The sequence below is a fragment of the Rossellomorea sp. GQ25 genome (assembly GCF_059758515.1).
Window position 1 is genome coordinate 989,920 of record NZ_JCAXEQ010000002.1, and the last position, 25,408, is coordinate 1,015,327.

Annotated in this window: 24 protein-coding genes; 4 read left to right on the forward strand and 20 right to left on the reverse strand. The window is 42.5% G+C overall.

What is annotated here, in order from left to right; all coding sequences use genetic code 11:
• Nucleotides 1-3: 3 nt before the first annotated feature.
• Nucleotides 4-1,380, reverse strand: a complete 1,377-nt coding sequence (gene rlmD / locus AC6CIB_RS10675) for a 23S rRNA (uracil(1939)-C(5))-methyltransferase RlmD (protein WP_498280393.1) — start codon at nucleotides 1,378-1,380, stop codon at nucleotides 4-6.
• Nucleotides 1,381-1,961: 581 nt separating this feature from the next.
• Between rlmD and AC6CIB_RS10680 the strand changes: the two genes are divergently transcribed.
• Nucleotides 1,962-2,312 carry a hypothetical protein gene (locus AC6CIB_RS10680; RefSeq protein WP_498280395.1) on the forward strand — a complete coding sequence of 117 codons (351 nt, stop codon included), beginning with the start codon at nucleotides 1,962-1,964 and terminating at the stop codon, nucleotides 2,310-2,312.
• Between the two features lie 170 nt (nucleotides 2,313-2,482).
• Here AC6CIB_RS10680 and AC6CIB_RS10685 read toward each other — a convergent pair whose 3' ends face one another.
• A complete protein-coding gene (locus AC6CIB_RS10685) occupies nucleotides 2,483-3,397 on the reverse strand; it encodes a diacylglycerol kinase (protein WP_498280397.1) in 915 nt (304 codons plus the stop codon).
• 285 nt (nucleotides 3,398-3,682) lie between these two features.
• Here AC6CIB_RS10685 and AC6CIB_RS10690 point away from each other — a divergent pair, with 285 nt between their 5' ends.
• The gene (locus tag AC6CIB_RS10690; protein WP_498280399.1) at nucleotides 3,683-3,991 is read left to right on the forward strand and encodes a hypothetical protein; all 309 of its coding nucleotides are present in this window, start codon (nucleotides 3,683-3,685) and stop codon (nucleotides 3,989-3,991) included.
• 213 nt (nucleotides 3,992-4,204) lie between these two features.
• Here AC6CIB_RS10690 and AC6CIB_RS10695 read toward each other — a convergent pair whose 3' ends face one another.
• The 6 genes from AC6CIB_RS10695 to AC6CIB_RS10720 all read right to left on the reverse strand — a co-directional run bounded on the left by AC6CIB_RS10695 (nucleotide 4,205) and on the right by AC6CIB_RS10720 (nucleotide 8,425).
• Entirely contained in the window at nucleotides 4,205-5,011 is an 807-nt protein-coding gene (locus tag AC6CIB_RS10695) for an arylamine N-acetyltransferase (RefSeq protein WP_498280401.1), read from the reverse strand.
• A gap of 5 nt (nucleotides 5,012-5,016) precedes the next feature.
• Nucleotides 5,017-5,796, reverse strand: a complete 780-nt coding sequence (locus AC6CIB_RS10700; RefSeq protein ID WP_498280402.1) for a class I SAM-dependent methyltransferase — start codon at nucleotides 5,794-5,796, stop codon at nucleotides 5,017-5,019.
• Nucleotides 5,797-6,138: 342 nt separating this feature from the next.
• Nucleotides 6,139-6,519 (reverse strand): helix-turn-helix domain-containing protein, encoded by a 381-nt coding sequence (locus AC6CIB_RS10705; RefSeq protein ID WP_498280403.1) that lies wholly within the window; start codon nucleotides 6,517-6,519, stop codon nucleotides 6,139-6,141.
• Nucleotides 6,520-6,702: 183 nt separating this feature from the next.
• On the reverse strand, nucleotides 6,703-7,269 hold the full coding sequence (locus AC6CIB_RS10710; protein WP_498280405.1) for a thioredoxin family protein: 567 nt from the start codon (nucleotides 7,267-7,269) through the stop codon (nucleotides 6,703-6,705).
• 597 nt (nucleotides 7,270-7,866) lie between these two features.
• On the reverse strand, nucleotides 7,867-8,031 hold the full coding sequence (locus AC6CIB_RS10715) for a hypothetical protein (RefSeq protein WP_188048373.1): 165 nt from the start codon (nucleotides 8,029-8,031) through the stop codon (nucleotides 7,867-7,869).
• The gene (locus AC6CIB_RS10720) at nucleotides 7,997-8,425 is read right to left on the reverse strand and encodes a DUF4257 domain-containing protein (RefSeq protein ID WP_148967220.1); all 429 of its coding nucleotides are present in this window, start codon (nucleotides 8,423-8,425) and stop codon (nucleotides 7,997-7,999) included. Before AC6CIB_RS10720 ends, AC6CIB_RS10715 begins: the two co-directional genes overlap by 35 nt.
• Before the next feature lie 101 nt (nucleotides 8,426-8,526).
• Here AC6CIB_RS10720 and AC6CIB_RS10725 point away from each other — a divergent pair, with 101 nt between their 5' ends.
• Entirely contained in the window at nucleotides 8,527-8,682 is a 156-nt protein-coding gene (locus tag AC6CIB_RS10725) for a hypothetical protein (RefSeq protein ID WP_498280407.1), read from the forward strand.
• Between the two features lie 130 nt (nucleotides 8,683-8,812).
• Here AC6CIB_RS10725 and AC6CIB_RS10730 read toward each other — a convergent pair whose 3' ends face one another.
• From AC6CIB_RS10730 to gatC, 4 genes are all read right to left on the reverse strand, one after another.
• Nucleotides 8,813-10,447, reverse strand: a complete 1,635-nt coding sequence (locus tag AC6CIB_RS10730) for a M4 family metallopeptidase (protein WP_498280580.1) — start codon at nucleotides 10,445-10,447, stop codon at nucleotides 8,813-8,815.
• A 315-nt stretch (nucleotides 10,448-10,762) separates the two neighbouring features.
• Complete coding sequence (gene gatB / locus AC6CIB_RS10735; protein ID WP_498280409.1) at nucleotides 10,763-12,193, reverse strand: Asp-tRNA(Asn)/Glu-tRNA(Gln) amidotransferase subunit GatB; 1,431 nt, start codon at nucleotides 12,191-12,193, stop codon at nucleotides 10,763-10,765.
• A 12-nt stretch (nucleotides 12,194-12,205) separates the two neighbouring features.
• Nucleotides 12,206-13,666 carry an Asp-tRNA(Asn)/Glu-tRNA(Gln) amidotransferase subunit GatA gene (gatA, locus tag AC6CIB_RS10740; RefSeq protein WP_498280411.1) on the reverse strand — a complete coding sequence of 487 codons (1,461 nt, stop codon included), beginning with the start codon at nucleotides 13,664-13,666 and terminating at the stop codon, nucleotides 12,206-12,208.
• A gap of 12 nt (nucleotides 13,667-13,678) precedes the next feature.
• Complete coding sequence (gene gatC / locus AC6CIB_RS10745) at nucleotides 13,679-13,969, reverse strand: Asp-tRNA(Asn)/Glu-tRNA(Gln) amidotransferase subunit GatC (protein WP_498280413.1); 291 nt, start codon at nucleotides 13,967-13,969, stop codon at nucleotides 13,679-13,681.
• Between the two features lie 291 nt (nucleotides 13,970-14,260).
• Between gatC and AC6CIB_RS10750 the strand changes: the two genes are divergently transcribed.
• Nucleotides 14,261-15,328 (forward strand): AbrB family transcriptional regulator, encoded by a 1,068-nt coding sequence (locus tag AC6CIB_RS10750; protein ID WP_498280415.1) that lies wholly within the window; start codon nucleotides 14,261-14,263, stop codon nucleotides 15,326-15,328.
• Here the strand turns inward: AC6CIB_RS10750 and AC6CIB_RS10755 are convergent.
• The 8 genes from AC6CIB_RS10755 to argC form a co-directional block, all read right to left on the reverse strand.
• The gene (locus AC6CIB_RS10755; RefSeq protein ID WP_498280417.1) at nucleotides 15,325-15,774 is read right to left on the reverse strand and encodes a YueI family protein; all 450 of its coding nucleotides are present in this window, start codon (nucleotides 15,772-15,774) and stop codon (nucleotides 15,325-15,327) included. The genes AC6CIB_RS10750 and AC6CIB_RS10755 overlap by 4 nt on opposite strands.
• A gap of 150 nt (nucleotides 15,775-15,924) precedes the next feature.
• Nucleotides 15,925-16,875, reverse strand: coding sequence for an ornithine carbamoyltransferase (argF, locus tag AC6CIB_RS10760; RefSeq protein WP_498280582.1), 951 nt, complete (start codon nucleotides 16,873-16,875; stop codon nucleotides 15,925-15,927).
• On the reverse strand, nucleotides 16,875-19,952 hold the full coding sequence (carB, locus tag AC6CIB_RS10765; RefSeq protein ID WP_498280419.1) for a carbamoyl-phosphate synthase (glutamine-hydrolyzing) large subunit: 3,078 nt from the start codon (nucleotides 19,950-19,952) through the stop codon (nucleotides 16,875-16,877). The genes argF and carB overlap by 1 nt, the downstream gene beginning before the upstream one ends.
• A complete protein-coding gene (locus AC6CIB_RS10770; protein WP_498280421.1) occupies nucleotides 19,945-21,009 on the reverse strand; it encodes a carbamoyl phosphate synthase small subunit in 1,065 nt (354 codons plus the stop codon). The genes carB and AC6CIB_RS10770 overlap by 8 nt, the downstream gene beginning before the upstream one ends.
• 73 nt (nucleotides 21,010-21,082) lie before the next feature.
• The gene (argD, locus tag AC6CIB_RS10775; RefSeq protein ID WP_498280423.1) at nucleotides 21,083-22,243 is read right to left on the reverse strand and encodes an acetylornithine transaminase; all 1,161 of its coding nucleotides are present in this window, start codon (nucleotides 22,241-22,243) and stop codon (nucleotides 21,083-21,085) included.
• Complete coding sequence (gene argB, locus AC6CIB_RS10780; protein ID WP_498280425.1) at nucleotides 22,240-23,049, reverse strand: acetylglutamate kinase; 810 nt, start codon at nucleotides 23,047-23,049, stop codon at nucleotides 22,240-22,242. Before argB ends, argD begins: the two co-directional genes overlap by 4 nt.
• Nucleotides 23,012-24,241: a bifunctional ornithine acetyltransferase/N-acetylglutamate synthase gene (gene argJ / locus AC6CIB_RS10785; protein ID WP_498280427.1), complete on the reverse strand. Its 1,230-nt coding sequence runs from the start codon at nucleotides 24,239-24,241 to the stop codon at nucleotides 23,012-23,014. Before argJ ends, argB begins: the two co-directional genes overlap by 38 nt.
• Before the next feature lie 14 nt (nucleotides 24,242-24,255).
• On the reverse strand, nucleotides 24,256-25,290 hold the full coding sequence (gene argC, locus AC6CIB_RS10790; RefSeq protein ID WP_498280429.1) for an N-acetyl-gamma-glutamyl-phosphate reductase: 1,035 nt from the start codon (nucleotides 25,288-25,290) through the stop codon (nucleotides 24,256-24,258).
• Nucleotides 25,291-25,408: the final 118 nt, after the last annotated feature.

Sequence of the window (25,408 nt, forward strand, 5' to 3'; positions counted from 1 at the left end):
CGCTTATTCTACTAACTCAATCTTCGCAACGGCTTCACAGTGCATCGTTTGTGGAAACATATCAACAGGCTGGACCTCGGTTGTCTTGTACCCGCCATCCTCTAAAATTCTAAGGTCACGGGCAAGTGTCGCAGGGTTACAGGATACATAGACAACGCGCTTCGGCTTCATGGCCAGGATGGTATTCAGGAGCGCTTCATCGCAGCCCTTTCGTGGAGGATCCACTACCAGGACGTCGGCTCTGATTCCATCTTTATACCATTTGGGAATGATGACTTCTGCAGGTCCTGCTTCAAACTCTACATTGGTCATGTCATTCAACTCTGCATTCTTCTTCGCATCTTCTATCGCCTGTGGGACGATTTCAACTCCATACACCATCTTTGCCTTTTGGGCAAGGAATAAGGATATCGTTCCAATCCCGCAATACGCATCAATCACCGTTTCTTCTCCTTGTAAATCAGCATATTCTAATGCTTTATCATAAAGCACCTTCGTTTGTTCAGGGTTTACCTGGTAGAAGGATCTTGCTGAGATCGCAAACTTCACGTCCCCGATATAGTCATGGATCACTTCTTCCCCCCATAAGACGCGTGTGGAATCCCCCATGATCACATTTGTATTTTTAGGATTCACGTTATGAACAATCGATTTTAATCCTTCAATATTCTCGACAAGCCCTTCGATGATTGCATTCTTATGAGGAAGCTCCGGCGTACGAGTGACCAATACGACCATCACTTCACCCGTCGTATACGCCGTCCGGGTCATAATATGACGCAGGGTCCCCTTATGATTCTTCTCATCATAGGGACGGACCTTCAGTTTCTCGCATATATCTTTCACATGCTGAATCACTTCATCATTTTTTTCATACTGGATGATACATTTGTCCATATCGATGATTTCATGGCTTCGTTTTTGATAGAAGCCGGCAACAAAGCGTCCGTCTTTTTCCCCTACAGGTACTTGGGCTTTGTTGCGGTAGCGCCATGGTTCTTCCATTCCCAAAACCGGGTGAACACATACGTCATGAAGCTTTCCAATACGCTGCATGACATCACGGACACTTTTTTCTTTTGCCTGCAGCTGTCCTTCATAGGTCATATGCTGAATTTGGCAGCCACCGCATTCTTTATAGATCGGACATGGAGGCTCCTGGCGAAACGGACTTTCCTTGGTTCGCTCTGTCAGTCGACCAAATCCATAGCCTTTACCAGGTTTCACGACTTTAACCTTCCCTTCCTCACCGGGGAGGGCATTTGGAACGAATAACGGATAACCATCAACCTTCGTCACGCCATTCCCATCATGGGTTAAGTCTTCAAATACCGCTTCATCTATATAATCATTTTTTTGAACTGGTGCTTTTTTACTCACGTATATCTTCCTTTACGAATTCCTTTTTAAGACTCTACTGATTGTACCATAAATGAAGGTGGAGAATGAAATGAATGGAGGTCCGTCCCTCTCTATATAAAAAAAGCATCGACCTCTGTGGCTCGATGCTTTTATCGTTTAGTTTGCTGGCATGTTTTCGCGATCTGCCGCTTGCATGGACTTGATCGCTTCATTCAGGTAAAGCTTGAAGTCTTCACCCTTTTCAACACCGCTCTTTTCAAGAGATTCATTGAAATCACTTCATCAGCCTTCTCATCAGGAACTACAAATGTTGAATGAACGATATACATTGAATTCACCCCTCCAGCGGCCCTATTTGTCCGACATAATTTTAATCCACTGTAACATAGTCACTAAGTGAGAGTGAATACAAAATTTAACAAACGTTTGACGATTCAGATTAATCTCCTCTATTATTCTCTATTTGATACTTTCAAGCCACATGAGGGTTAGTTTCTATACATTTCCTGGCCAGGTTGTAAAAACTTACCTCGTTTTATGTGCTCAACAAAGGGTAAAATGGTATGTGCAACAATTCTAGAAAAAGAAGGTAGATAAACATGAACCCAGACTTCTTAGTCAACCTTATCCTGGTAGGGAATGTTTTTCTTGGGGTGCTATTCGCTCTCAAGTCAAGAAGATGGTGGCTACCCTACATATTCATTGCAGTCACATTTTTAACCTTGACCTTTGGATTCGGGATTTCCCTTTTATTAAATAAAGAATCCATACTAGCTTTTCTATTTGTGTTTGTGGTCGGACAATTGATTTGGGTCTTTGCATTTGTGATCATCGCCCACATTTTGTCATGGATCGTGAGAAAAGTTCCATTCCGGAATAAGCAACAGATCGGATGGGGCTTTCTGATTGGTTTCCCATTGTCATTTAGTGTGTTTTTGTTAGTAAATTGAGGATGGCGGTTTTGTGGAACGTTGCCTAAATGAAACTTTTGACGTATTTAAAAGCAGATTGGCCCCCATAACAATGTTGTATCTGTAGATTCACATTACCTATAGGGTAGGAAAACTTCGCAAACATATAAAAAAGGAATGCCATTAACCTCAAATGGCATTCCTTTTTATCATTCAGCTTTATCTTCAGGGCGAATTTTATCAAGAGGGACTAATACCTGTAAATGGCGGTAAAGGTTTTCAAATTCTGCAGGTAGGACTCCTCCCAGCTCACCATCTACATTCAGCTGTACCTTTTCTTTTGCTTTGATCTTGATTCGATTGGCCTGTGTGTAAATGACGTTGGGATCATTTACATGCTCACCTCGAACGGCCAATGTCGCAATGCGGATAAACTCGGCCAAATTCGTTTTCTTTAAAATTAAAAGAGAGAATAAGCCATCATTGATTGACGCATCCGGAGCCAACCTTTCAAAGCCTCCAACTGAGTTGGTTAAACCGATCAGGAATAGCATTGCTTCCCCTTCAAACAGCTTTCCATCATACTCGATGGAAACATCCGTTGGCTTGATGGATGGAAGCATTTCAATTCCTTTTAAATAGTAGGCCAGCTGCCCCATCATCGTCTTAAGCTTGCTTGGCACCTCATAGGTTAATTCGGTTATTCTTCCTCCACCGGCGATGTTAATGAAGTAGCGTTCATTCATGCGCCCGATATCGACAGGGATGGATTCACCCTTTATGATGACATCAATGGCTGATCCAATATCCTTTGGAATGTGAAGAGCCCGTGCGAAGTCATTCGTTGTCCCCATTGGAACGATTCCAAGTTTAGGTCGGTAATCCTGTTCGGCTAATCCGTTGACTACCTCATTTAAAGTGCCATCTCCACCAGCAGCGACAACGATATCGTATTTACGTTCTACAGCAATTCGTGCCGCTTCTGTTGCATCTCCTTCGCAAATGGTTGCGTGAACGGAGGTTTCATATCCTGCTTGTTCTAATTTGATTAATACTTCTGCAAGGTGCTTTTTGAATAGCTCTCGACCAGAAGTAGGATTATAAATAATTCTTGCTCGTTTCATACCCCATCATCCTAATCTGTATTAATTCCAAAGACTCGTCCTTTTATATTCCATCTTTTAACATCATATACTTATTATTTTTATTCATGCAATTTTTATTCCGACGGTTATTTATATAAAGCGTCTACCGGTCAATATCATAACTCTTTTCGCTGGAAAAATCTAATGAAAAATGAAAATTGGCAAGTATTCTCCCCCTATTATTGTTATAAAAAATACATAAATCAGCTCTCTCATTCGTAATGTTTATAGATTACTCATCATGGAGGTGGTCAGATTGAATGGTTGATTCTTTTACATGTGCTGTCTGGCATTATAGGGGTTGGGCCTACTTTCTTTGCTCATGTTTTAACCAGGCCAGACAAAACCATTGATCAATTAAAGGTTACGACGGAATTGAATAAACGATTGGAATACTTCCCTAAAATTGGCGGAAGCATTGCCGTGTTAACGGGATTCATCCCTCTTTATACAGGGACTACGGCCGATTTGCTCAGTTGTGGATTCTGGGGTCTGTCATACTTTAGGTTCTCATTCAAATCATTGTCATCGGCTTCATCACACCTGTTTCTCAAAAAATCAACAAATGGATAGCCTTACCGGAAAATGCACACCTTACAGGGGCACCACCCGAAGAAATACAACGTCATCTGGTGACGATCAATCGTTACTTTTATCTTGCATCCTCTCTGGGGACACTTCTATTTATTTTTATGATTATGAAGCCTTAAATAAAGTAGTCCGAATGAATGATTTCACGTATATACAAAAAACCATCCAGAATATCAACACGATATTCCAGACGGCCTATGGGAACAGCTTGATATTCCGTTGTTGTAAAAACTGGATGGACTCCTGCAGGGACGTCGCATCAAAGTGGTAGACTTCCCCGACGATATCTTTCCACTTATCAAAATCTTTCATCTGATATTCACGGATGTTTCGGTAGGTCATCACTTTCAATGTCTCATTACGAAGGAAATAGCATTGATTGCCCTGGAAGCGGACTGCGGTGATTCTTCTCATGGTAATGTTGTCATCAGAATCCAAATAAGATGCTTCTATATCGGACTCTAATTCTTCTTCCTCTAACGGAATCCACTCTATGGTTTTTTTCACAAAGGATTTGCCATTTGAACGTCGATCCACTTCAAATTCACGAATGTCTTTCTGGGTAAAAATGATTTCTTCCCCAAAACCGTGAAGAAGATGCTTCTGCCTCGCTTCAAGCTCAACAGGCTTCATAATCGGGGATCCATATCCAACATCCACATAGAGCTTACGATTATCAATCGTAATCATTAATCCAAGGTGACCCGGTTGCACTCTGACAAACTGACAATGGAAGCCTAACTTTTTCAGCAGTCTTCCAAAGTTGATGTTTAAGGTAAAACAGGTGCCTCCCCACCCTTTAGAGTGGAGATTCTCTGCGAAAGTGCGCAAGGAAGGTACAAAGGATTCACCTTGAGAAAAGTAAAAGAATTTACTAAAGGTCTCATATGGTATCCTGATCAAGTGCTGCTGGATAAGTCGTTGCAAATAGTTTAACGTAGGGGGCTCTATATCCATATTTAAATAGTTTACATATTTTTTTACTGCTTCCAATCCGATCACTCTTTCTACTTTTTCATCAGGCAGACTGTAAACTGGTGCTGAAGAGTAAACTCTTGAAGAGCATCGTAACGCCCGGACAGGAACGTATGTAATGATTGCAGTAATCCCTCTTTCTCACTATCCTCTAAATGAGTGAGCCAGGATAAGGAGCCTACTCGCTCACACCAGGACTGTAACGTAAAGTCGACTGCATAATAAAATGTGTAAAAATCTTTCAAGTTAAAGTCAGCTTCCTGCCATTCTAACAGCCATTCCACAGGAATTCCATTCAATTGATTCACTGATTCAGCTTTTGATCCCGGTGGGGTCATATCTATATATTCATTTAAAAACGTCATCGTATCCTTTACCACTTCATGATCTGGAACGAAGCTTGAATCACTCACAATGAACGTCCCTTTTTCCTTCATAATCCGCTTCATTTCGCTGATCGCCTTTGGGCGGTCGAATAAATGCCAGCTTCTGTGAATCATCGTGATATCATAGTACTGATCTGGCAGATTCGTAGATTCAGCTGTACCTGTAAGATATGGGATGTCCAAGTATTGCTTACTCTCTAATGCCTTGGCAGCTTTCCTAAGCTCAATGGACGGCTCGACCCCGATCACTTCTGCTCCACGCTTGTGTAGCTTTCGTGTCAAAGCACCGGTACCCGAACCAATTTCAGCTACTTTTCTTCCTTCCCACACAATTCCCCTAACCTTTAATGTATCAAAAAATTGATGCGGAATATCATCACAAGACGCAGCATAACGAGAGGTCACATGACCAAAATTAACTTCCATTTACTCTCTTCCCCTATCATAATTGATTTTCCCTCAAATGAGCATTACGATTTCATGTCAACTCCATCACAAAACCCTGCCAACAACACCATACATACTACATTCTGTACCCTGTCCCAAAACTCCTGCCAGGGACGGACCTCAATGATTTTTATATCGTTATAAATACAAACCTTCTAAATAAACTCTTACTTTAAGGAATTATCCTGTTTTGCCTGGTTGTAAACCTTGAGTTATATTATATTTCTATCAGTTGATAAGGGAAGACGAATAAGAAATAGAGGTCCGTCCCTAACCTAAAAAAACGGTCATCAGGAATGACCGTTTGAGCTGTATTGATGTTTAGCTGTTTGCTCCAGTTGCGATTCGCTTTACGTTTTGTTCAGCGGTTTTTGTCAGGTCTGGAGTAAACCCATTTTTCATTCGTTGATTTTCTTCATTGAAGTAGTCTTGAACTTCTTGATCAAATTCTACTTCGATGAGATCACGAATGTCTGTAATTCTAAGGGCGATCATAATGGAAACAAGATGAGCCACCGTTAAGGATTTCTTCTTAAAATTCACTAGCTCATTAATCGTAGCCACTCTTAACCCTGTTAAGCGATGAAGATCGCCTTGTGTCAATCCTCTTTCACGCAGGATTTCTCCCAATTTAATGTGAATTTTATGGGGAAATTTATTTAGCGCTTCTATCACAATTGTATTTGTCTTTTGGTGAATCATGATGCTTCAACTCCTCATCCTATACCATATTAACGCGAATTCCGTCATTCGTGAACCGGCAAAAAATCCCATGCCGACGGGTACTTTTTACCATTCTATTTTGAGTGAGTATGAAGACATCATGCCCTAAAAGAAAAGAAGACTCCAGGAACCGCCCGGATGTCTTCCACTATTCGTTTCGTTTTACATCAGCACATTCTGGACAAGACTCGTTTTCAAGCTTTCATACACTTCCTGCCATACTTCTTTATCTTTCGTATATTGAGAAGTTAAGCGATGAATCATTTCCTTCTGCTTTTCCGGGAAAAGCTCATGATCCTTCGGTGGCAGCTTCGCTCGTTCGTCATCCACGATTTTCTTTACCATAGGGGCTCTTGGGCCCCATACCAGCTTTTCATTTCCCTCACGATCGATGAAAATAAAAATCGGAATCGCTCTCGATGTGCCATTTGTTAAGTATCGATCTATCAGTTCAAGGTTTTCGTCCCGTAAAATCATGCGAACGTCCATGTCAGCGGATTTTGCCACTTTTAACAGAATGGGGATATTCAGCATGGCATCTCCACACCAATCTTCCGTGATGGCAATCACTCGTAATGAGTGTTCTCCAAGTTTATTCAATACCTCCATATCTTCCTGTGGAATCGTAAAGTTTTTCTTGATCGCTTCGGTATTCTCTTTATGTACACTCATATATTCCAAGTAATCTTCAGGTGTCATCCCTTTAGTGAACCATTGTTCTAAGTTCATGTTTCTTCCTCCTCCAGCGCCACACATTCCAGTGAAGCACAAACAACTTTTCTCTTAAATTCTCTTTATAGCATATTCATGTTTGTCGTATTCCACAAGGAAAATATACTTTTTATTCTATTCAAAATTTCAATTGTACGATTATGCCTGTAGGAATATAATATAAGAAAAGCACCATAATGGACAAGTTTACAGGTTCTTATGAACTCTTTCTTTTAGATTCTTTTCGCAAAAAATTGTTGCCATTTTAGAGTAGAAAGTAGTAGTTCATTTCCGCTGCAGGATGCTCGGCCGCTCGCTAGCTGTAAGCGGAGTGGTTCCCTTCACCTCCTAGCACACACTGATTGACAGAGCCTTGGCAGTTCTTATGTTATAAAAACACAATCTTTGTGAAAAGAACCATTAAAAAATAGGAATAGCATACTGCTACTCCTCGACTATTTTTCCAGAGGGGGGATGAATAGATAAGTATGCGAAGAGAAATATCTTTCATACATCTTTCCTTGACAGAAAAAAAGCTGACTCAATTGTCAGTTTCATCCTCACATTTTTTGGTTAAAGTAGATAGGTATAGGACTACTCTTGAATTGAATCATCTTAAACATCTTGTGATTTTTCAATTATTTTTGCCACTTTATTATAGTAGTAGTTCAGCTCGATTAGGCTATCTGCCTCCTTCAGTCTTTTTAAATAGTGATTTGCTTTTTCATAGTCTTCTGGTGGCAGTTCAACCTTGATTCTTTTTTTCTTCCACTTCGCCAACAGGTTTCACCTCATTATGATTTGGTGATCCTCCCTTAGAGGTCGGTTCGAGCTGATAATGAGATAGCTCTTGGATATAAGACGCTTTGGTGCTTGCTAAATTTTGTTCGATTTTTCGTGTGATGACGGAACTTCCCCCGATTCCTGATAATAAACTAATATAGATGACATACCAGATCGGGACCGTTTCAACAACCGGTAATACTGACAGATACCCTGCTAGAATGCCTATGATAATATCCTTTGTTGAGCCAAAAAGATAGTGCTTCTCACCTTGGTCATCGATGAATTTTCGCGGAAAAGTGAAATGACCATTTTTGAAAACCAGAATATGTCCTAAGCCTCCAATACCACCCATTAACATTGGCAACAAGATCACTTCGAATAAGGACATTCTATCCACCCTCTGGAATCATTTACTATTATTATACATTATTTACAGAAAATTCAGAATAGATAATTGGACGCAATTTTGTCCACTAAAGGAGTGCCAAAATGAGAAAAATTGTGATGAAAGTCTCGTCAGTCGACAAACTTCGATTCCAAAACTACATGATGCAGCTAAAGAGAGCTGAATCAAAAATCGAAGCGGATACGTATTACCGCTTGGCTAAACAGATCCTGGAGAAAGCAAAAAAGAAACAAATGTAACATTTATTGGGCAAGTGCCGATAAAAATAGCCACCGTGCATATACTTCCCTGTGTCTTAAATAAGGTTCAGGCACTTTTTATAACAATGAAAAGAAGAGCCATTACAGCCCTTCTATTCAATCAGTCTATTTAATTGACACCTACTGCATTGTACGCCGCGTTTACACTCGCCACCTCGGCACTTCCTGCACCATATAGATCTGTAGCAGCTTGAACCGCTGCTGAACGAAGCTGGCTAAAGTTTGAAGACGGTGTCAAGTATTGAGTTAACGCACGGTAATAGATCGCCCCTGTTTTATCCGTACCGATTCCCGTCACCTTCACACCATAGTGAGTACCACCCTGACTTAGCAGATAGGCCGCTTTATTTCCTATTCCACTATTGATATGAACCCCACCATTGTCCTGCGTCCCTGTGTATCTTACAGAATAGTGATCCGGATCTCCGTATTTTGCTGGATCAGACATGGAGCGAAGAGCGTCCCCACCTTGATTAGGCGTGTAGATGTCTTCCCCGATCTCCCAATCAGGATTATTATTTGTATCGTATTCTACCAATGTTCCAAAGATATCAGACATAGATTCGTTGATAGCCCCGGACTCATTTTGGTAAATCAGATCAGCTGTTGTATCCGTTACGGCATGTGTAAGCTCATGTGCTACAACGTCCAATCCTCCTGAAAGAGCAACAAATGTTGAGCCGTCCCCATCACCGTATACCATTTGCTGGCCATTCCAGAATGCATTATTGTAGTTTCGGCTATAATGAACGGTTGAATTAAGGGCTGCGCCATTCCCATCATAACTGTTTCGGTTATGTGTATCGGCGTAATAATCGTAAGTTTGACCTGCGTAATAGTGAGCATCTACAGCAGCTGCATCATAGCTTGCATTGAATAGATTGTCGCTGTCTGCCCATAGGGAACCTGGAAGACGGGTACGATTCCCTGCGTCATAGGTGAAGACTCCACCACCTCTTGTACGGTCTTGTAAATAATAAGTAGACGATGAGAGGTAGGTATTTAACGATTTCGTGTCTCCCAGTACTCCTGTTCCTGATCCAACTGCATCGGTTCCACCACTTCCTGGACCTCCACCGCCGCCAGGTTTACCACCGCCTACACCTTTCGCTTCATGAAGCTCATTTACTTTTCCTAGAATGTCACCTGTCACAGCATCAACGAAATAGTTCCAGTTCCCTGGTTCCGGAGCAAGGAAATTATAGTTTACGAGATAAGCGTAATGGGCTTCCCCATCTTTCATATAGATAACTGAATCGGATTTCGGTTCATATTCATAGTCAGGCTGGCTGCCTACATGTGCTACTAAGTCTTTTTCCCCTGCTGAAACTGCTTCTTTTTTAGATAATTTCTTTGTATGTTTTAGATTTTGTTTTTGATCCAGGTTCGTAGCTGGTGCTCCCGATAATGCAGTCAGGACACCCTTCTTATTCACATGCGCTGTTAGAACAGCTCCGTATACAGGCGTTCCTTTATACACCTGCTGGATTCGGAGATATGTAAATCCTAAATCATCCTTGCGTTTTTCTGTCACTTTGAAGGAAAGCTTTGAGTCTCCTTTGAACTTGAAGGCCTTTTGTTTTTCCATTAAGTAATCAAACACAATCGTTTCCGGGGCATTGGTGGATGCCTTGGTTAATTTCCCCGATATAAACTGAGGAGTCCCCGTATTCTCATTGAAGTTCACCTTTTCACTCACATTCGGAGCACCCAATGCTTCCGGAGAAAATACCGGGCTCATCATTAATCCTGCTGTTAACCCTAATGCAACGACTTTTTTCTTCAATTACAACACCTCTTTATAAGAATTTTCTAACTATTAAAAACATTAGATTCACTATAGTACAAGCACCCTTCCCAACGAATGAGTTAATAGACCTACATTTTTCTTTTTTCAACATCGGGTTAAAATACCTACACGAAACGCAGGGGAGTCATGCTTTTCAGGAAAACTTGAACTAAAAAGAGGGACGGACCTTGAATTTATTCAAGGTCCGTCCCTCATCCGTATAAAAATAGCCCCTGGAAATATAAGTTTCCAGGGGCTGCTTTTCTATTTTTAGCGTTTTTGAATTTCTTGAAGCAGGAGTTTGTTTACAAGCGGCGGATTGGCCTGCCCTTTTGTTGCTTTCATGATTTGACCAACGAGGAAGCCGATGGCGCGGTCTTTCCCGTTCTTGTAATCTTCGATGGATTGTGGATTGGCATCGAGCGTCTCCGTCACGATCTTGAGTAAGGCACCTTCGTCAGAGATTTGAACAAGACCCTTATCTTTCACGATTTGTTCTGGATCTCCACCGTTTTCCACTAGTTCTTTGAACACTTTCTTCGCAATCTTAGAAGAAATCGTTCCTTTTTCGATTAACGCAATCATGCCAGCTAATCCTTGAGGAGTCAGCTTCACGTCTTCAAGCTCTTTTTGACCGGCATTTAAGTAAGCTGAAACTTCACCCATCAACCAGTTGGATGCAAGCTTCGCATCCGCACCTGCATCAACAGTTTCCTCGAAGAAATCAGACATTTCCTTCGTTAATGTCAGAACCATGGCATCATACGCTGGTAAGCCCAACTCTTCTACATAGCGTTTTTTACGCTCATCCGGAAGCTCAGGAATCTCTGCACGGATGCGGTCCATCCACTCTTGATCAATGTGGAGATGTAATAAATCAGGTTCAGGGAAGTAACGGTAATCATCCGATCCCTCTTTGACACGCATGAGAATCGTTTTACCTGTTGATTCATCGAAACGAAGCGTTTCCTGTTGGATCAAGCCTCCTGATAAAAGAACCTTCTCCTGACGGACGATTTCATACTCCAATCCTTTTTTAACAAAGTTAAAGGAGTTCAGGTTTTTAAGCTCAGCTTTCGTTCCGAACTTTTCCTGGCCGATTGGACGGAGGGAAATGTTGGCGTCACAACGAAGCGACCCTTCTTCCATCTTACAATCGGAAACACCGGTGTATTGAATGATAGATTTCAATTTCTCAAGATACGCATACGCTTCTTCCGGTGTACGGATGTCCGGCTCAGAGACAATCTCAATCAAAGGAGTTCCTTGGCGGTTATAGTCAACAAGGGAATAACCGTCGCCTGAGTGCGTCAGCTTTCCAGCATCTTCTTCCAGGTGTAGGCGAGTGATTCCGATACGTTTCTTCTCACCGTTCACTTCAATCTCGATCCAGCCGTTTTCACCGATTGGCTTGTCAAATTGAGAAATTTGGTACGCTTTCGGGTTATCCGGATAGAAATAGTTTTTACGGTCAAACTTCGTATCCGTTGCTATTTCACAATTCAATGCGATTGCGGCTTTCATTCCGAACTCAATGGCACGCTTGTTTACCACCGGAAGTACGCCGGGATATCCAAGGTCGATGACGTTTGTATTCGTGTTCGGCTCTGCTCCGAAATGGTTCGGTGCCGGAGAGAACATCTTACTGTCCGTTTTTAATTCTACGTGGACTTCTAGTCCGATTACTGGTTCAAAATTCATTGATTTCACCCCTTACAGTTGTGGTCTTTTTGTATGGAAGTCTGTAGCTTGCTCAAACGCATGAGCTACGCGATAGATCGTGCTTTCGTCAAAATGCTTACCGATGATTTGTAATCCAAGTGGCAATCCTGTTGAAGAGAATCCACAAGGTACAGAGATCCCCGGTACACCTGCAAGGTTTACTGGAATCGTTAAAATATCGTTTGCATACATCGTTAATGGATCATCGATTTTTTCTCCAATTTTGAAAGCTGGAGTTGGTGTTGTTGGTCCAATAATGACATCATATTTCGCCAATACATCTTCAAAGTCTTTCTTGATCAGTGTACGTGCCTGCTGTGCTTTTTTGTAGTAAGCATCATAGTATCCAGAACTTAATGCAAACGTTCCAAGCATAATACGACGCTTCACTTCGTCCCCAAATCCTTCTGCACGGGTTTTCTTGTAAAGATCAAGAAGGTTTTCTGCGTTAGGAGTGCGGTAACCGTAACGAACACCATCGAAACGTGCAAGGTTTGCAGAAGCTTCAGAAGATGCTAATAAGTAGTACGTTGAAACACCAAATTTAGAGTGAGGAAGAGAAACTTCTTCCCATGTAGCTCCCATGCCTTCTAACACTTTCAATGAAGCAAGCACTGCTTGACGGGCTTCTTCGCCGACACCTTCACCTAAATATTCTTTCGGCACAGCAATCTTCAAGCCTTTCACATCACCTGTCAGAGCTGCCGCGTAGTTCGGAACCTCAACATTCGCTGAAGTAGAATCATTCGGGTCAAGACCAGCGATCGCTTGCAGTAAGTATGCATTATCTTCTACGTTACGAGTGATTGGTCCGATTTGATCCAGTGAAGAAGCGAATGCTACAAGACCGAAACGGGATACACGTCCGTACGTTGGTTTTAAACCGACAGTACCCGTGAATGCTGCTGGCTGGCGAATCGATCCACCTGTATCTGAACCCAGTGAGAAAGGTACTTCTCCAGCTGCAACGGATGCTGCGGAACCACCTGAAGATCCCCCGGGAACCGTTTCAAGATTCCATGGATTGCTTGTCTTCTGGAAACCGGAGTTCTCAGTAGATGAACCCATCGCGAACTCATCCATATTCAGTTTTCCGATCGTAATCGTATCGGCACTATGTAATTTATTGATAACCGTCGCATCATAAATCGGATTGAAGTTTTCAAGGATTTTACTGGCACATGTTGTACGGAGTCCTTTTGTTACGATATTATCTTTAATCCCGATCGGCATTCCGAAAAGCAGACCTTTGCTTTCATCTGTACCAAGCTTTGCATCCATTTCTTTCGCTTTACTGCGGGCATTTTCTTCATCTAAAGTTAAAAATGCCTTTACTTTATCTTCAACAGCATCAATACGTTTGTATGATTCATCTACTAGATCTGTGACAGATACTTCTTTCTTATGTAAAAGCTCATGAAGCTCTGATAATTTATGGTCAAATAATGACATGAGGTCCCCTCCTTAGTCCAAGATCGATGGAACGCGAACTTGTCCATCTTGTTTGTCTGGTGCGTTCTTTAATACTTCTTCACGTGGTAATCCTTCAACAGGCTTATCTTCACGCATAACGTTCTTCATATCCAGCACATGACTCGTTGCTTCCACATTTGAAGTATCCAATTCATTCAGCTGCTCGGCAAACCCGATAATCGCATCTAATTGAGTTGTAAACTTTTTCGCTTCATCCTCTGTGATGGCTAGTCGTGCAAGGTGGGCAACATGCTTTACTTGATCTTCAGAAATTCTAGTCATCTTCTTCACCTCCGTATATGTTCGAACACTCACAATACTATTGATAATACCAAAATCCGCTTCATTAAAGCAACTATGATAAGAGATAACGATTGTTAGGAGCATGGCTGATTCTTGTCCATACCTCCATTCATTCTACCACGAATTGGGGATAGTATGTGCCATTTTGTGAGGGACGGACCTTGGGTGGGGGTATGGTGTGGTGAAATTATAGTTAATCCATTACATTTGCTTCCTCTCCTCCAATTGATTACCTTTAAATAGAGTAAATAAAATGAGAGGATTTTCAAAATGCATCCTATTTTATTAGCCTTTGGCGTCGGGATTATGGGCGGCGGGGTATTTACGTTGCTTCATCTCCCCCTGTCCTGGCTGCTCGGTTCTATGACTTCAGTCTTCCTCATCAATAAATGGACAAAGCTCGAGTTAGAATGGCCCTCTTATTTCAGAGACCTTGGATTAATCATTGTAGGCTATGCCATTGGCCAATCCTTTAGTAATGAAACCATGATTGAAATCGTTACTCAGCTTCCTTCCATGCTGACGATGACCATTGCCATCATTGTATTCAGTATGGTTCTTGCCTATATTACGTCTAAAATGACGGGGATCGGTCTTACCTCAACCATTACAGGGAGTATACCGGGCGGTCTTTCGCAAATGGTGGCTCTTGGAGAGGAAATGAAGAATATAGACTTAACAGTTGTGACAGTCCTGCAGGTGATCCGTTTATTATCGGTCATCTTTGTTGTACCGTTTCTGGTGTTCAGCCCCCTTTTAAAAGGCGGTGGTGGATCCAGTCCCGGGAATGCTTTACCACCCTTCGAAGTACCCTCATTCCAGTGGGGATTCATCCTATTCTTCATCATTGCCTTTCTGTCAGGGATTGTGGCTAAAAGAATCCATTTACCCACCCCTGCAATGCTAGGACCGATTTTAGTCATCGGCGGCTTCATGGTGGCTGGGTTTTCTGTACCTCAAATGCCTGATCCGTTAATTATTCTGGCTCAATTATCCCTGGGAATCTACTTTAGTTTCATGATGAATTTCTCTTCATCTAAAGAATTGTCCAAGTTCATTCTTTGGTCTTTGTTTACTTCCGTCTGCCTGCTATTATGCTGCGCGGGCCTAAGCTTTGTATTAAGTCGCTGGCATGACATTACATTTCTTACTGCCTTTATTAGCTTGGCTCCAGGGGGAATGGCTGAAATGGCATTAGTAGGACAAGCCGTTAACGCTGACCTTTCCATCATTACCGGATATCACTTGTTTAGGATATTGTTTATTCTGTTTATCATCCCAGCGATTTTGAAAGGACTGTTTAAACTCTCATTTTTCAAAAAAGGCACACAGTATTAAAATAGCTTCTTTTTAATCGATGAAAATAGGCTTTTCTTTGGCTTTTGCTTCGTTTTAGCTTCAGAGGTCTTTTCATTTTTTTTCTTCACATAGATTTCCTCTTTATCAATGGCATGATCATAAGCGAGGACGAGGCCAATATCGGTTTCGATCTCCTTATTTGTCACCATTGAAAACGAGACATGATACGTATCAGCGAGCTTGATGTATTTAGATAAGTAGGAGTAGCTCATATTACCATTTAATAAAAGCTTCGCATCAGGATGCTTCTTCAGACTCTCCTGAACTTCCTTGTACACTCCCTTTTCCCTTACCTGACTCTGAGTCAGGGCAATGACGATTCGTTCCCGCAAGCTTCCGAGAAACTTTCTTCTTTCATCAGGCTTCGTTTGCTTCTGACCATATATTCCATTATCCAGGTAATCATCAATCGTTGGTTTACTCAAAACCACAAGCACCTCCAAAACGGTCTAATTACAGTTTCTCCTACACTATATGTTTACATGTGTTCGTTTGGTTCAGTCTTATTTTCTCTTATGGAAATGCTTTCAGGCAACTAAAAGGTCCGCTTCCATTTAGAAGCGAACCTAAAAGCTTTATACGAAAAGTGATTGCAGTATTGCCTTCTGTACATGTAATCGATTCTCTGCTTGCTGAAATACGGCAGAACTTGGCCCGTCAATGACAGCCGCTGTTACCTCTTCTTCACGGTGTGCCGGGAGACAATGGAGAAATTTAACTTCGGGTGCAGCATGCTGAAGCAGCTGTTCATTCACCTGATAAGGTTTAAATTCTTTAAGACGCTTAATCGCTTCTTCCTCCTGCCCCATGCTTGCCCATACATCGGTGTATACGATATCCGCATTCCTTACCGCTTCAACCGGATCGTAAGAAAGAGTAAAGCTGCCACCGTTCATTCTGGCAATCTCCACCGTCTTCCCGATAATTTCTTTAACGGGTTCATAGCCTTCAGGACAAGAAACGACGACGTCCATTCCAAGCTTCGCACAAAGAATCATAAAGGAGTGTGCCACATTATTTCCGTCCCCTATATACACAACCTTCAATCCTTTTAACGTTTCCTTCAGCTCCAAAATCGTGAGAACATCCGCCAATGCCTGACAAGGATGGTACGTATCGCAAAGTCCGTTGATGACTGGGACATTCGCGTGCTGGGCAAGTTCCGTAACCTTTTCAGTTTCAAACGTACGGATCATGATTCCATCCACATAAGAAGAAAGGACCCGTGCCGTATCTGCAATTGATTCTCCTCTTCCCAGCTGTATATCGCGGGCATTTAAATAAATAGCATGACCTCCCATCTGGAGCATTCCCGCTTCAAATGAAACACGGGTTCTTGTGGAAGACTTTTCAAAGATCATTCCAAGGGTTTTCCCTTCCAACGCCTTTGAATAAGGATTTTTCTTCAAGTACTGTGCCAATGATAAGAGCTCATATACTTCTTCGGTTGTGTAATCTAACCACGTGACAAGATCTCTCCCTTTTAAAGAAACCTTTACCGGCGACTTCGCAATACTTGAATTCATCATACTCTGCTCACTCCCTGTATGGATTTTAATTGTGCCAATGGAATGGGGTTCACTTCCTTTGCCTTCATACTTCGAATAAAGGCATACAAGGTCTCTGCTTCTGTTAAAACGGTGACCCCTGCTTCTAATGCAGCAATTCTTCTCTTCTTCATCTCGTCCGTTTCTACATGACTGAAATACACAGAAGCATTGCTTGTTTCAATCCAGTCACTAAACGAAGCTTCCGTAGAAGTCTGGTACTGTTTTAATTCTATTTGATCACTATCAATATAAACCGTTCCACCAGTCTCTACATCCTCATGCAATCCTTCAAATACTTTATATAGGGCTTCTTCAACCGTTTTACCCAGACATAATCCTTCTCCCGTTGACTTCATATTGGCCCCGAGTGTTTGATCGATCTCCGGCAGGGCATGTGATGAAAACACAGGATATTTCACTCCTACAACGTCTGTTTCTGTAGGAGGGCTAAAGGCGTCTATCTTCAACGTCTCATCGCACATAAGGTCTGTGGCCATATCGATTAATGAGTAACCAAGAACCTTGCTGACCACCGGAACCGTCCGACTTGCTCTCGGGTTCACTTCCAACACGAATACCTCTTCATCCTTCAGCAAAAATTGAATATTCATGATCCCTTTGTAATGAAGGGAAGACACAATCTTCCGGGCGTACCCTTCAATCGTTCTCTTGATTTCATCTGACAGGGATTCAGAAGGAAAAATAGACATGCTGTCCCCTGAATGGACGCCTGCCCGTTCAATATGCTCGATTACTCCAGGAACATACACTCCGTCTCCGTCCCCCACCAAGTCAACTTCAATTTCCTGACCTTCTTTGAATTCATCTATTAAAATAGGAAAGTATTCTTCATCCGCTTCCTGTATAAACCTTTGCATCTCGGGGAGTGTCGTGACCTTCACCATCCCTTTTCCTCCAATCACATAGGATGGACGGCAAAGAAGAGGAAAGGTTAAATGTTGTGCTACTTGTAATGCTTCCTCCTTACTGTGGCAGATATCTCCTTTCACACGAGGAATTTCCAGTTCATCCAGCAGTTGATAAAAACGTTCGCGATCCTCTACACGGTCAATGATGTCTGAAGACGTCCCAAGTAATTGGATGCCTTTCTTTTCTAAAATAGAAGCCAGGTTTAATGCCGTTTGTCCACCGAATTGAACGAGTACGGTATCTACTTTCTCATGCTGGATAATGGAAAGGACCGATTCTTTCGTAAGAGGTTCAAAGTACAATCGGTCTGCCGTCTCATAATCCGTGCTCACGGTTTCCGGGTTATTGTTCACCATAATGGTAGTGTATCCATGCTCTTTCAATCGGTGAATCGCCTTAACGGCACTGTAGTCAAACTCGACTCCCTGACCGATTCGAATCGGACCCGCTCCAACAATCAGGACCTTCTTCTCTCCTTGTAACGGTTGAATCTCATTGTCTCCATAATAAGTGGAGTAGGCATAATTGGTGATCGCTTCGAATTCACCTGCACATGTATCCACCATTTTAAAGGCGGGCACAATTCCTTCCTCCATTCTCATTTTTTCAATGGACGCCTCCGGTTTCCCCATTAATCCGGCAATTGTTTTATCCTCAAATCGGAATTTCTTTGCTTCTTTCAAAAGGTCAGAAGTGAACTCAGATGTACTTAATTTATTTTCCATGAATACTAAGTTACTCAAGATGGACAAGAACAACTTATCGATTCCTGTCTTTTCATGGAGATAGTGAATAGAGTAGTCTCGTCTCAACAATTCCAACAGTTCAAAAAAACGAATATCTGTTGCTGTTCCAATCCTTTTTTCCAGCTCTTCATGAGATACGCCAGCTATTTCAGTGTTGACGTTCTCCAAGGATAGATCCAACGACTGAAGAGCTTTATGAAAAGCAGCCTCTAACGAACGCTCGATCGCCATCACTTCACCCGTTGCTTTCATCTTCGTTCCGAGCACTCGATTCGCCTCAGGAAATTTATCGAATGGCCATCTTGGAAACTTGACGACAACGTAATCAAGAGCTGGTTCAAAGCTTGCAAAAGTGGTTCTCGTCAGAGGATTGATGATTTCGTTCAGTGTATAGCCAACTGCAAGCTTCACCGCTATTTTGGCGATCGGATAGCCCGTTGCCTTTGATGCCAAAGCAGAAGACCTGCTCACCCTTGGGTTCACTTCAATCACATAGTACTGGTTACTGTTAGGGTCTAAAGCAAATTGTATATTGCATCCTCCCACCACTTCTAACGCACTGATAATATCAAACGCCGCTGTACGCAGCATATGAAACTCTTGATCTGTCAGGGTTTGGGACGGAGCGACGACGATGGAGTCACCCGTATGGACCCCAACAGGATCGAAATTTTCCATATTACAAACGGATATACAATTTCCTTTCGAATCTCTCATGACTTCATACTCAATCTCTTTGAACCCGGCAATGCTTTTTTCCACCAGTACTTGATGAATCGGACTTGCCTTTAAGCCGGTTTGAACGAGTTTACTATATTCCTCCCTGGTTGAAGCGATACCGCCGCCTCTTCCTCCCAATGTATAAGCCGGACGCACAATGATCGGGAAGGAAATCTTTTCAGAAAAGAGAAGAGCCTCTTGAAGATCGTGTACGATATCACTTTCTGCCGTTGGATGTCCCAATGTGTTCATCAAGGTTCGAAATTTCTCTCTGTCTTCCCCTTTTTGAATCGAATCCACAGAGGTCCCAAGCAGTGTCACTCCATACTTCTCGAGAATACCTCTTTCATCCAGCTCCACTGCAAGATTCAGAGCGGTTTGACCTCCAAGATTTGCGACGATTCCATCGGGGCGTTCACTAGCGATAATCGCAGTTAATGTTTTGACCGTTAAGGGCTCGCAGTACACTTTGTCAGCGTAGGTCGTATCCGTCATAATCGTCGCCGGATTATGATTCACGAGAATCACTTCATACCCCTCATCCTTCAGGGCAAGGCAGCCTTGTGTACCTGAGTAATCAAACTCTGCTGCTTGCCCTATGATGATAGGCCCTGATCCGATTATGAGGATTTTTTGAATACTGGAATCTTTAGGCATATATCTTCTCTCTCCCTGGTTGTTTAATCGTTTGATAGAATTGTTGGAATATCCACGAAGCATCCTCCGGACCCGGACGCGCTTCAGGATGAAATTGAACCGAAAGGATAGGCTTGCTTATATGTTGAAGCCCTTCAAGGGAGCCGTCATTGACGTTCATAAAACGCGGTTCCAACCCGGTCCCTGTTAAACTGGCCCCGTTCACAACGTAATTATGATTTTGTGATGTGATAAACACCTCTCCGGTTTGGTTATCAATGACAGGATGATTCGCTCCTCTATGACCGAATAATAATCGTTCAGTATTCCCTCCGAGTGCCAGTGCGATTAATTGATGCCCTAAACAAATTCCGAGGGTTGGAAGCTCCATGATTTTTTCCTTCAGTTTAGGTAAAAGACTCATCATTTCTTTCGGATCTCCAGGACCGTTCGACAACACCAGTCCGTCAACATTCAACTGATCCAGAAGCTCAAGCTGATGATAGGGAATAACGGTAACAAGACAATCCATCTTTATCAGACTGGATAGAATCGATTTTTTCACACCGAAATCGACGACAGCTATATGCTTGTTTCCACTTCCCATCTTGAGGATGTGAGATAGAGCTACCTTTTCGATTTGACCTGTGAGCTTTTCTTTTGCAGGAAGCACTTCTGTATAAGATATACACGCATTTTGACTTCCAACATCACGGATCGCCTTCACTACCTGCCTCGTATCCACACCTGTCATGAATGGAATCTTCCACTTTTTAAGATAGTCTTTAAGGGAAGAAGAGGCATGATAATGGGAATACAACTCCGGTGATTGAAGCATGATGACTCCTTTCACCTGCGGCTGTGAGCTCTCAAAGTCCTCTTCGTTCACGCCATATTGACCGATGAGCGGATATGTGAAAACAACGATTTGATCTTTGTAGGAAGGATCGGTCAGCACTTCCTGGTATCCCGTCATTCCTGTAAAAAACACAATCTCACCCTGAACGGGATCTTCTTCATCCATTGTGACTTCACCTATAAAGGTCTTTCCGTTTTCTAAACATAAGTAACCTGTCATGAGATTGCCTCCTACTCTTGAATATTTATATAAATATAAGTATTTTTATACATTTGTTTCTTAAAAAAATAAATTAGTAGACACTGGCCGATTGATGTTGTTTTAGCGTGCCGACCAGTATGTGAAGTGCCTGATCGAGTTCGTCATAGGTGACCGTTAAAGGTGGTAAAAGACGGATCACATGAGTACCTGCCGGTAGCGTCAATAATCCATTGTTCCGCAGCTCATCGATGATCTCTTTTACTTCCATATCGCATTGGATGCCGATCATAAAGCCTATCCCTTTTACCTCTTTTACGCTCCAACATTCCTGTAGTTGATTCTTCAGCTCCTGCATAAAGTAATCAGATTTACTTTGTACTTCTTGCAGGAACGCTGCATCAACAATCGTTTCAAGAGTCGCTTTCGCTGCTGCCATCGCTAATGGATTGCCTCCGAATGTCGACCCGTGAGTTCCCGGTGAAAAGGAGGAAACAAGATCTTTTTTGCCCATCATGGCACCGACGGGAAAACCGCTTCCCAATCCTTTAGCCGTCGTGACGATATCCGGTTGCAGGGAATAATGCTGATAAGCAAATGGAACTCCCGTACGCCCGATCCCTGTTTGAACTTCATCGACGATGAGTAAAGCATCCATCTCCTTGCACTTCATTTCTACTGCTTGTAAAAAGGACAGAGTACCAGGGTTGACCCCGCCTTCCCCTTGAATCACTTCCACCATGATGGCCGCAACGTCTTTTTCTTTCACGTTCGAAAGAGCCTGTTCGTCGTTATAAGGAAGATAGTCAAAGGTTGGTAGCAATGGACCAAAGCCGCTATGAACCTTCTCCTGCCCCGTGGCACTCATGGTCGCAAAGGTCCGGCCATGAAACGATTGCTTGAAGGTCAGGATCTTCGTTTTGCCCGTGTGCTTTTTGGCTAACTTAATCGCCGCTTCGTTCGCTTCAGCGCCACTATTACAGAAGAAAACCGCATCTAAGCCGCTGGCGAAAGCAAGAAGTGAAGCTGTCTCTTCCTGCAACGTAATCGGAAACAGGTTTGATACATGCCAAAGTTTATCCAACTGTTTATCAAGAGCCTTTTTAACAACATAAGGAGAGTGACCTAAATTACAAACCGCTATACCTGAAATGAAATCCAAATAAGATTGCCCGTTCTGATCTTGAACAACCGTGCCGTTTCCTGTAACCAATTCAATATCTAACCTTTGATAAGTAGGAAATAAATGACTCATACCGCCCCGACTCCTCCTCCTTCTGTTATACGTGTACCCAGCATTTCTCCATCTTGAATGATCGTGTCCTGACACCCGACGATCATTACTTCTTTAATGTTAAGCTGCAGAACCGATAGGGCTGCCTGCACCTTTGGAATCATTCCGCCGTGGATGATTCCGGTTTCTATATAATGAAGGATCTCTTCCTTTGTTACACGTGAAACAATTTCCCCTTCTTTTAAAATTCCCGGAACGTCTGTGACAAAGGCCAATTTCTCTACTTGAAGGGCTTCTGCTATGGCTGATGCAGCCAGGTCTGCATTCACATTTAGCTTTTCCCCATTGTTTGTTGTGGCAAGGGGAGCGATAACAGGCACGTAGTTTAGCGAAAGCAGATTGTTTAACAGAGTAAGGTTAACTTCTTCAATTTTGCCAACATAACCCAGAGATCCTTCATCCATGATACTGGCCTTTAACAAATGGGCATCGTACCCGCTTAATCCGATTGCGTTTATACCTGCCAAATTGAGTTGATGTGTTAACTCGCTATTCACTTTGCCCTTTAACACCTGTTCAACGACTCCAAAAACCTTCTTTGTGGTTTTTCGCTGGCCATTTATGAAGGTGGATTCGATGGCCAGCTTGTTCAGCATAGCCGTAATCTCAGGGCCTCCCCCGTGAACAAGTACTACATGGTAGTGCTGCTGAAGACCTTTTATACTTTCATAGAAAAGGGATGAGAGCTTAGAAAGGACACTTCCTCCCAGTTTGATTGCAATCACTGGCTTATGTTCGATAACTTGCATTGATTTTGACGTAATCATACGTAAGATCGCACCCCCAAGCTTTTCCTTTTCCTTCGCCACCATGCAACCTGACAGATATGATCACATGTTCCGCTTGCATATACTGACTTACACTCTCTTCCTTGAATGGCTGAGGAGTACCATTTGAAAACACGAGTGTTTCTCCAATATAAATATCACATTGATTGGGCTCGATCGTCACCTCACTGTGTCCCATGGCACCGACGATTCTTCCCCAGTTTGGATCCCTGCCAAAGAGTGCCGTTTTGACTAAATTGGAACCGACGATTTTTTTTGCTAAAATATTGGCGTCTTGATGGGAGTGAGTTCCTTTAACATTCACTTCCACGAGTTTGGTTGCTCCTTCACCATCCCTGGCAATTTGTTTAGCCAGATCTTGACATACGTGAATTAACCCCTCTTGAAAGTGATGCCAATCAGGATGGCTTTCATGTAAAGTGTCGTGCTTTACCATCCCGTTTGCCATCGCAATGACCATATCATTCGTAGATGTTTCACCATCTACAGTGATTTGATTAAAGGATTGATCGATCGCTAATTTAAGTGCTTTTTGCAGGACGGTGGATGAAATCGATGCATCCGTTGTAATGAAGCCGAGCATCGTCGCCATATTTGGATGAATCATACCTGATCCCTTCGCACATCCTCCGATTGTGACCATTTCTCCATCTATTTTTACGCCATAGCATGAAGTCTTTTCGATAAGATCCGTCGTTAGGATGGCTTGTTGAAAAGATTGGGCACTCTGCTCTGTCAAATCAACCTCGATTTCGTTACAGCCCTTTTCAATCTTCTCCATAGGAAGCCACTCTCCAATGACTCCTGTCGAAGCAACGGCTACATACTCTTCCGGAATTTGAAATCGTTTGGCCGCCCACTCCCTCGTTTGATATGCATCTTTTAATCCTTGTTCACCCGTACAGGCATTTGCGATCGCACTGTTGACCACAATCGCTTGTAGTGTGTGTGATTTCAAGATACTCTCTTGTGTCACTTTAAGGGGAGCAGCTTGAAAATGACTTTGCGTATAAACCGCTCCGACTTGTGCAGGCATCTCACTGTAGATGACCCCGAAGTCTTTCTTTGCGTATCGAAGACCGGTATGCATCCCCCCTGCCTTGTACCCAAGAGGTGAAAGAATCGTTCCTCCAGGAATTGGTTGAACAGCTTTTTCTTTTACTAGTTTCATTGATTCTCCCCCTCTTATGGATAAATTGGATAGTGATAGAGTCCAGTCGTTTCGTCTAACCCTAACATTACATTCATATTTTGAACCGCCTGGCCGGCAGCTCCTTTTAGCAAGTTATCGATCACAGACACAATCGTCACCCGATTCGTCCGTGAATCTACTTTTATCGAAATATCGCAGAAATTCGTGCCGAACACTTCTTTTGTACTTGGGAACTGGCCAACAGGACGAATCCTGATGAAGGGATGCTTTTCGTAATAGTCTTGGTAGATGTTGTGTAACTGCTCAGTGGTGTATGTGTTATTTAATTCCGTGTACATCGTAGCCATAATCCCACGGGTCATGGGAATAAGGTGAGTCGTAAAGGTAATGGGTCCCGCTTCGCTGTTCCACTCATTCAATTGCTGTTCAATTTCAGGGGTGTGCTGGTGTTGATGAACCTTATAGATTCGTAGATTTTCTTGAGTCTCTGAAAAGTGACTGGATTGAGTCGCTTTTCTCCCTGCTCCCGATAATCCCGTTTTGGCATCGATAATGATGGAATGTGGCTCTACAAGCTCATGGTGAAACAGCGGAGCCAACCCTAGAAGGGAGGCAGTCGGAAAGCAGCCTGGGTTCGCTATCAGTTCCGCCTCTTGAATGGATTGTCGATTACATTCTGTGAGACCATACACCGCTTTCTGTAAAACATCTGAAGAGGCTGATTCTCCTTTGTACCACTCTTCGTATTCTTGAGGATTCTTCAAACGCAAGTCTCCTGAAAGATCGATCACTTTCGCCTTTTCACCGAGGAGCTTCTGAGATAATTCCTTCGATACCCCGGAAGGAACAGCCAAAAAGACGAAATCAAGCTGCTTCATTTCCTCGATTTTGATAGGATTCACTACTTCATGTGACAAGTTAATGAGGTGTGGATATTGATCTGCATATGGTGCCCCCTCCAAAGAAGATGAATATAAAATACAATCATCTACATTCGGATGATTTGATAACAACCGATGCAACTCCACTCCACCATAACCCGTACTTCCAACGATACCAACATTCATAACTATTCACCACACAGATTAAATTTAAATTAGCTCTAATTATATTGATGTATATTAATAAAATCAATAGTATATTTATAAATAATTTCTATAAAGTTAAACTATTCACAAATTTGCA

What these genes read in the sequence shown, in the direction of transcription:
- AC6CIB_RS10680 (WP_498280395.1), top strand. Translation starts at nt 1,962, where the DNA reads ATGAACCCAGACTTCTTAGTCAACCTTATCCTGGTAGGGAATGTTTTT.
- AC6CIB_RS10685 (WP_498280397.1), bottom strand. Translation starts at nt 3,397, where the DNA reads ATGAAACGAGCAAGAATTATTTATAATCCTACTTCTGGTCGAGAGCTA.
- AC6CIB_RS10700 (WP_498280402.1), bottom strand. Translation starts at nt 5,796, where the DNA reads ATGGAAGTTAATTTTGGTCATGTGACCTCTCGTTATGCTGCGTCTTGT.
- AC6CIB_RS10705 (WP_498280403.1), bottom strand. Translation starts at nt 6,519, where the DNA reads ATGATTCACCAAAAGACAAATACAATTGTGATAGAAGCGCTAAATAAA.
- AC6CIB_RS10710 (WP_498280405.1), bottom strand. Translation starts at nt 7,269, where the DNA reads ATGAACTTAGAACAATGGTTCACTAAAGGGATGACACCTGAAGATTAC.
- AC6CIB_RS10720 (WP_148967220.1), bottom strand. Translation starts at nt 8,425, where the DNA reads ATGTCCTTATTCGAAGTGATCTTGTTGCCAATGTTAATGGGTGGTATT.
- AC6CIB_RS10725 (WP_498280407.1), top strand. Translation starts at nt 8,527, where the DNA reads ATGAGAAAAATTGTGATGAAAGTCTCGTCAGTCGACAAACTTCGATTC.
- AC6CIB_RS10730 (WP_498280580.1), bottom strand. Translation starts at nt 10,447, where the DNA reads ATGATGAGCCCGGTATTTTCTCCGGAAGCATTGGGTGCTCCGAATGTG.
- gatB (WP_498280409.1), bottom strand. Translation starts at nt 12,193, where the DNA reads ATGAATTTTGAACCAGTAATCGGACTAGAAGTCCACGTAGAATTAAAA.
- gatA (WP_498280411.1), bottom strand. Translation starts at nt 13,666, where the DNA reads ATGTCATTATTTGACCATAAATTATCAGAGCTTCATGAGCTTTTACAT.
- gatC (WP_498280413.1), bottom strand. Translation starts at nt 13,969, where the DNA reads ATGACTAGAATTTCTGAAGATCAAGTAAAGCATGTTGCCCACCTTGCA.
- AC6CIB_RS10750 (WP_498280415.1), top strand. Translation starts at nt 14,261, where the DNA reads ATGCATCCTATTTTATTAGCCTTTGGCGTCGGGATTATGGGCGGCGGG.
- argF (WP_498280582.1), bottom strand. Translation starts at nt 16,875, where the DNA reads ATGAATTCAAGTATTGCGAAGTCGCCGGTAAAGGTTTCTTTAAAAGGG.
- carB (WP_498280419.1), bottom strand. Translation starts at nt 19,952, where the DNA reads ATGCCTAAAGATTCCAGTATTCAAAAAATCCTCATAATCGGATCAGGG.
- AC6CIB_RS10770 (WP_498280421.1), bottom strand. Translation starts at nt 21,009, where the DNA reads ATGACAGGTTACTTATGTTTAGAAAACGGAAAGACCTTTATAGGTGAA.
- argD (WP_498280423.1), bottom strand. Translation starts at nt 22,243, where the DNA reads ATGAGTCATTTATTTCCTACTTATCAAAGGTTAGATATTGAATTGGTT.
- argB (WP_498280425.1), bottom strand. Translation starts at nt 23,049, where the DNA reads ATGATTACGTCAAAATCAATGCAAGTTATCGAACATAAGCCAGTGATT.
- argJ (WP_498280427.1), bottom strand. Translation starts at nt 24,241, where the DNA reads ATGAAACTAGTAAAAGAAAAAGCTGTTCAACCAATTCCTGGAGGAACG.
- argC (WP_498280429.1), bottom strand. Translation starts at nt 25,290, where the DNA reads ATGAATGTTGGTATCGTTGGAAGTACGGGTTATGGTGGAGTGGAGTTG.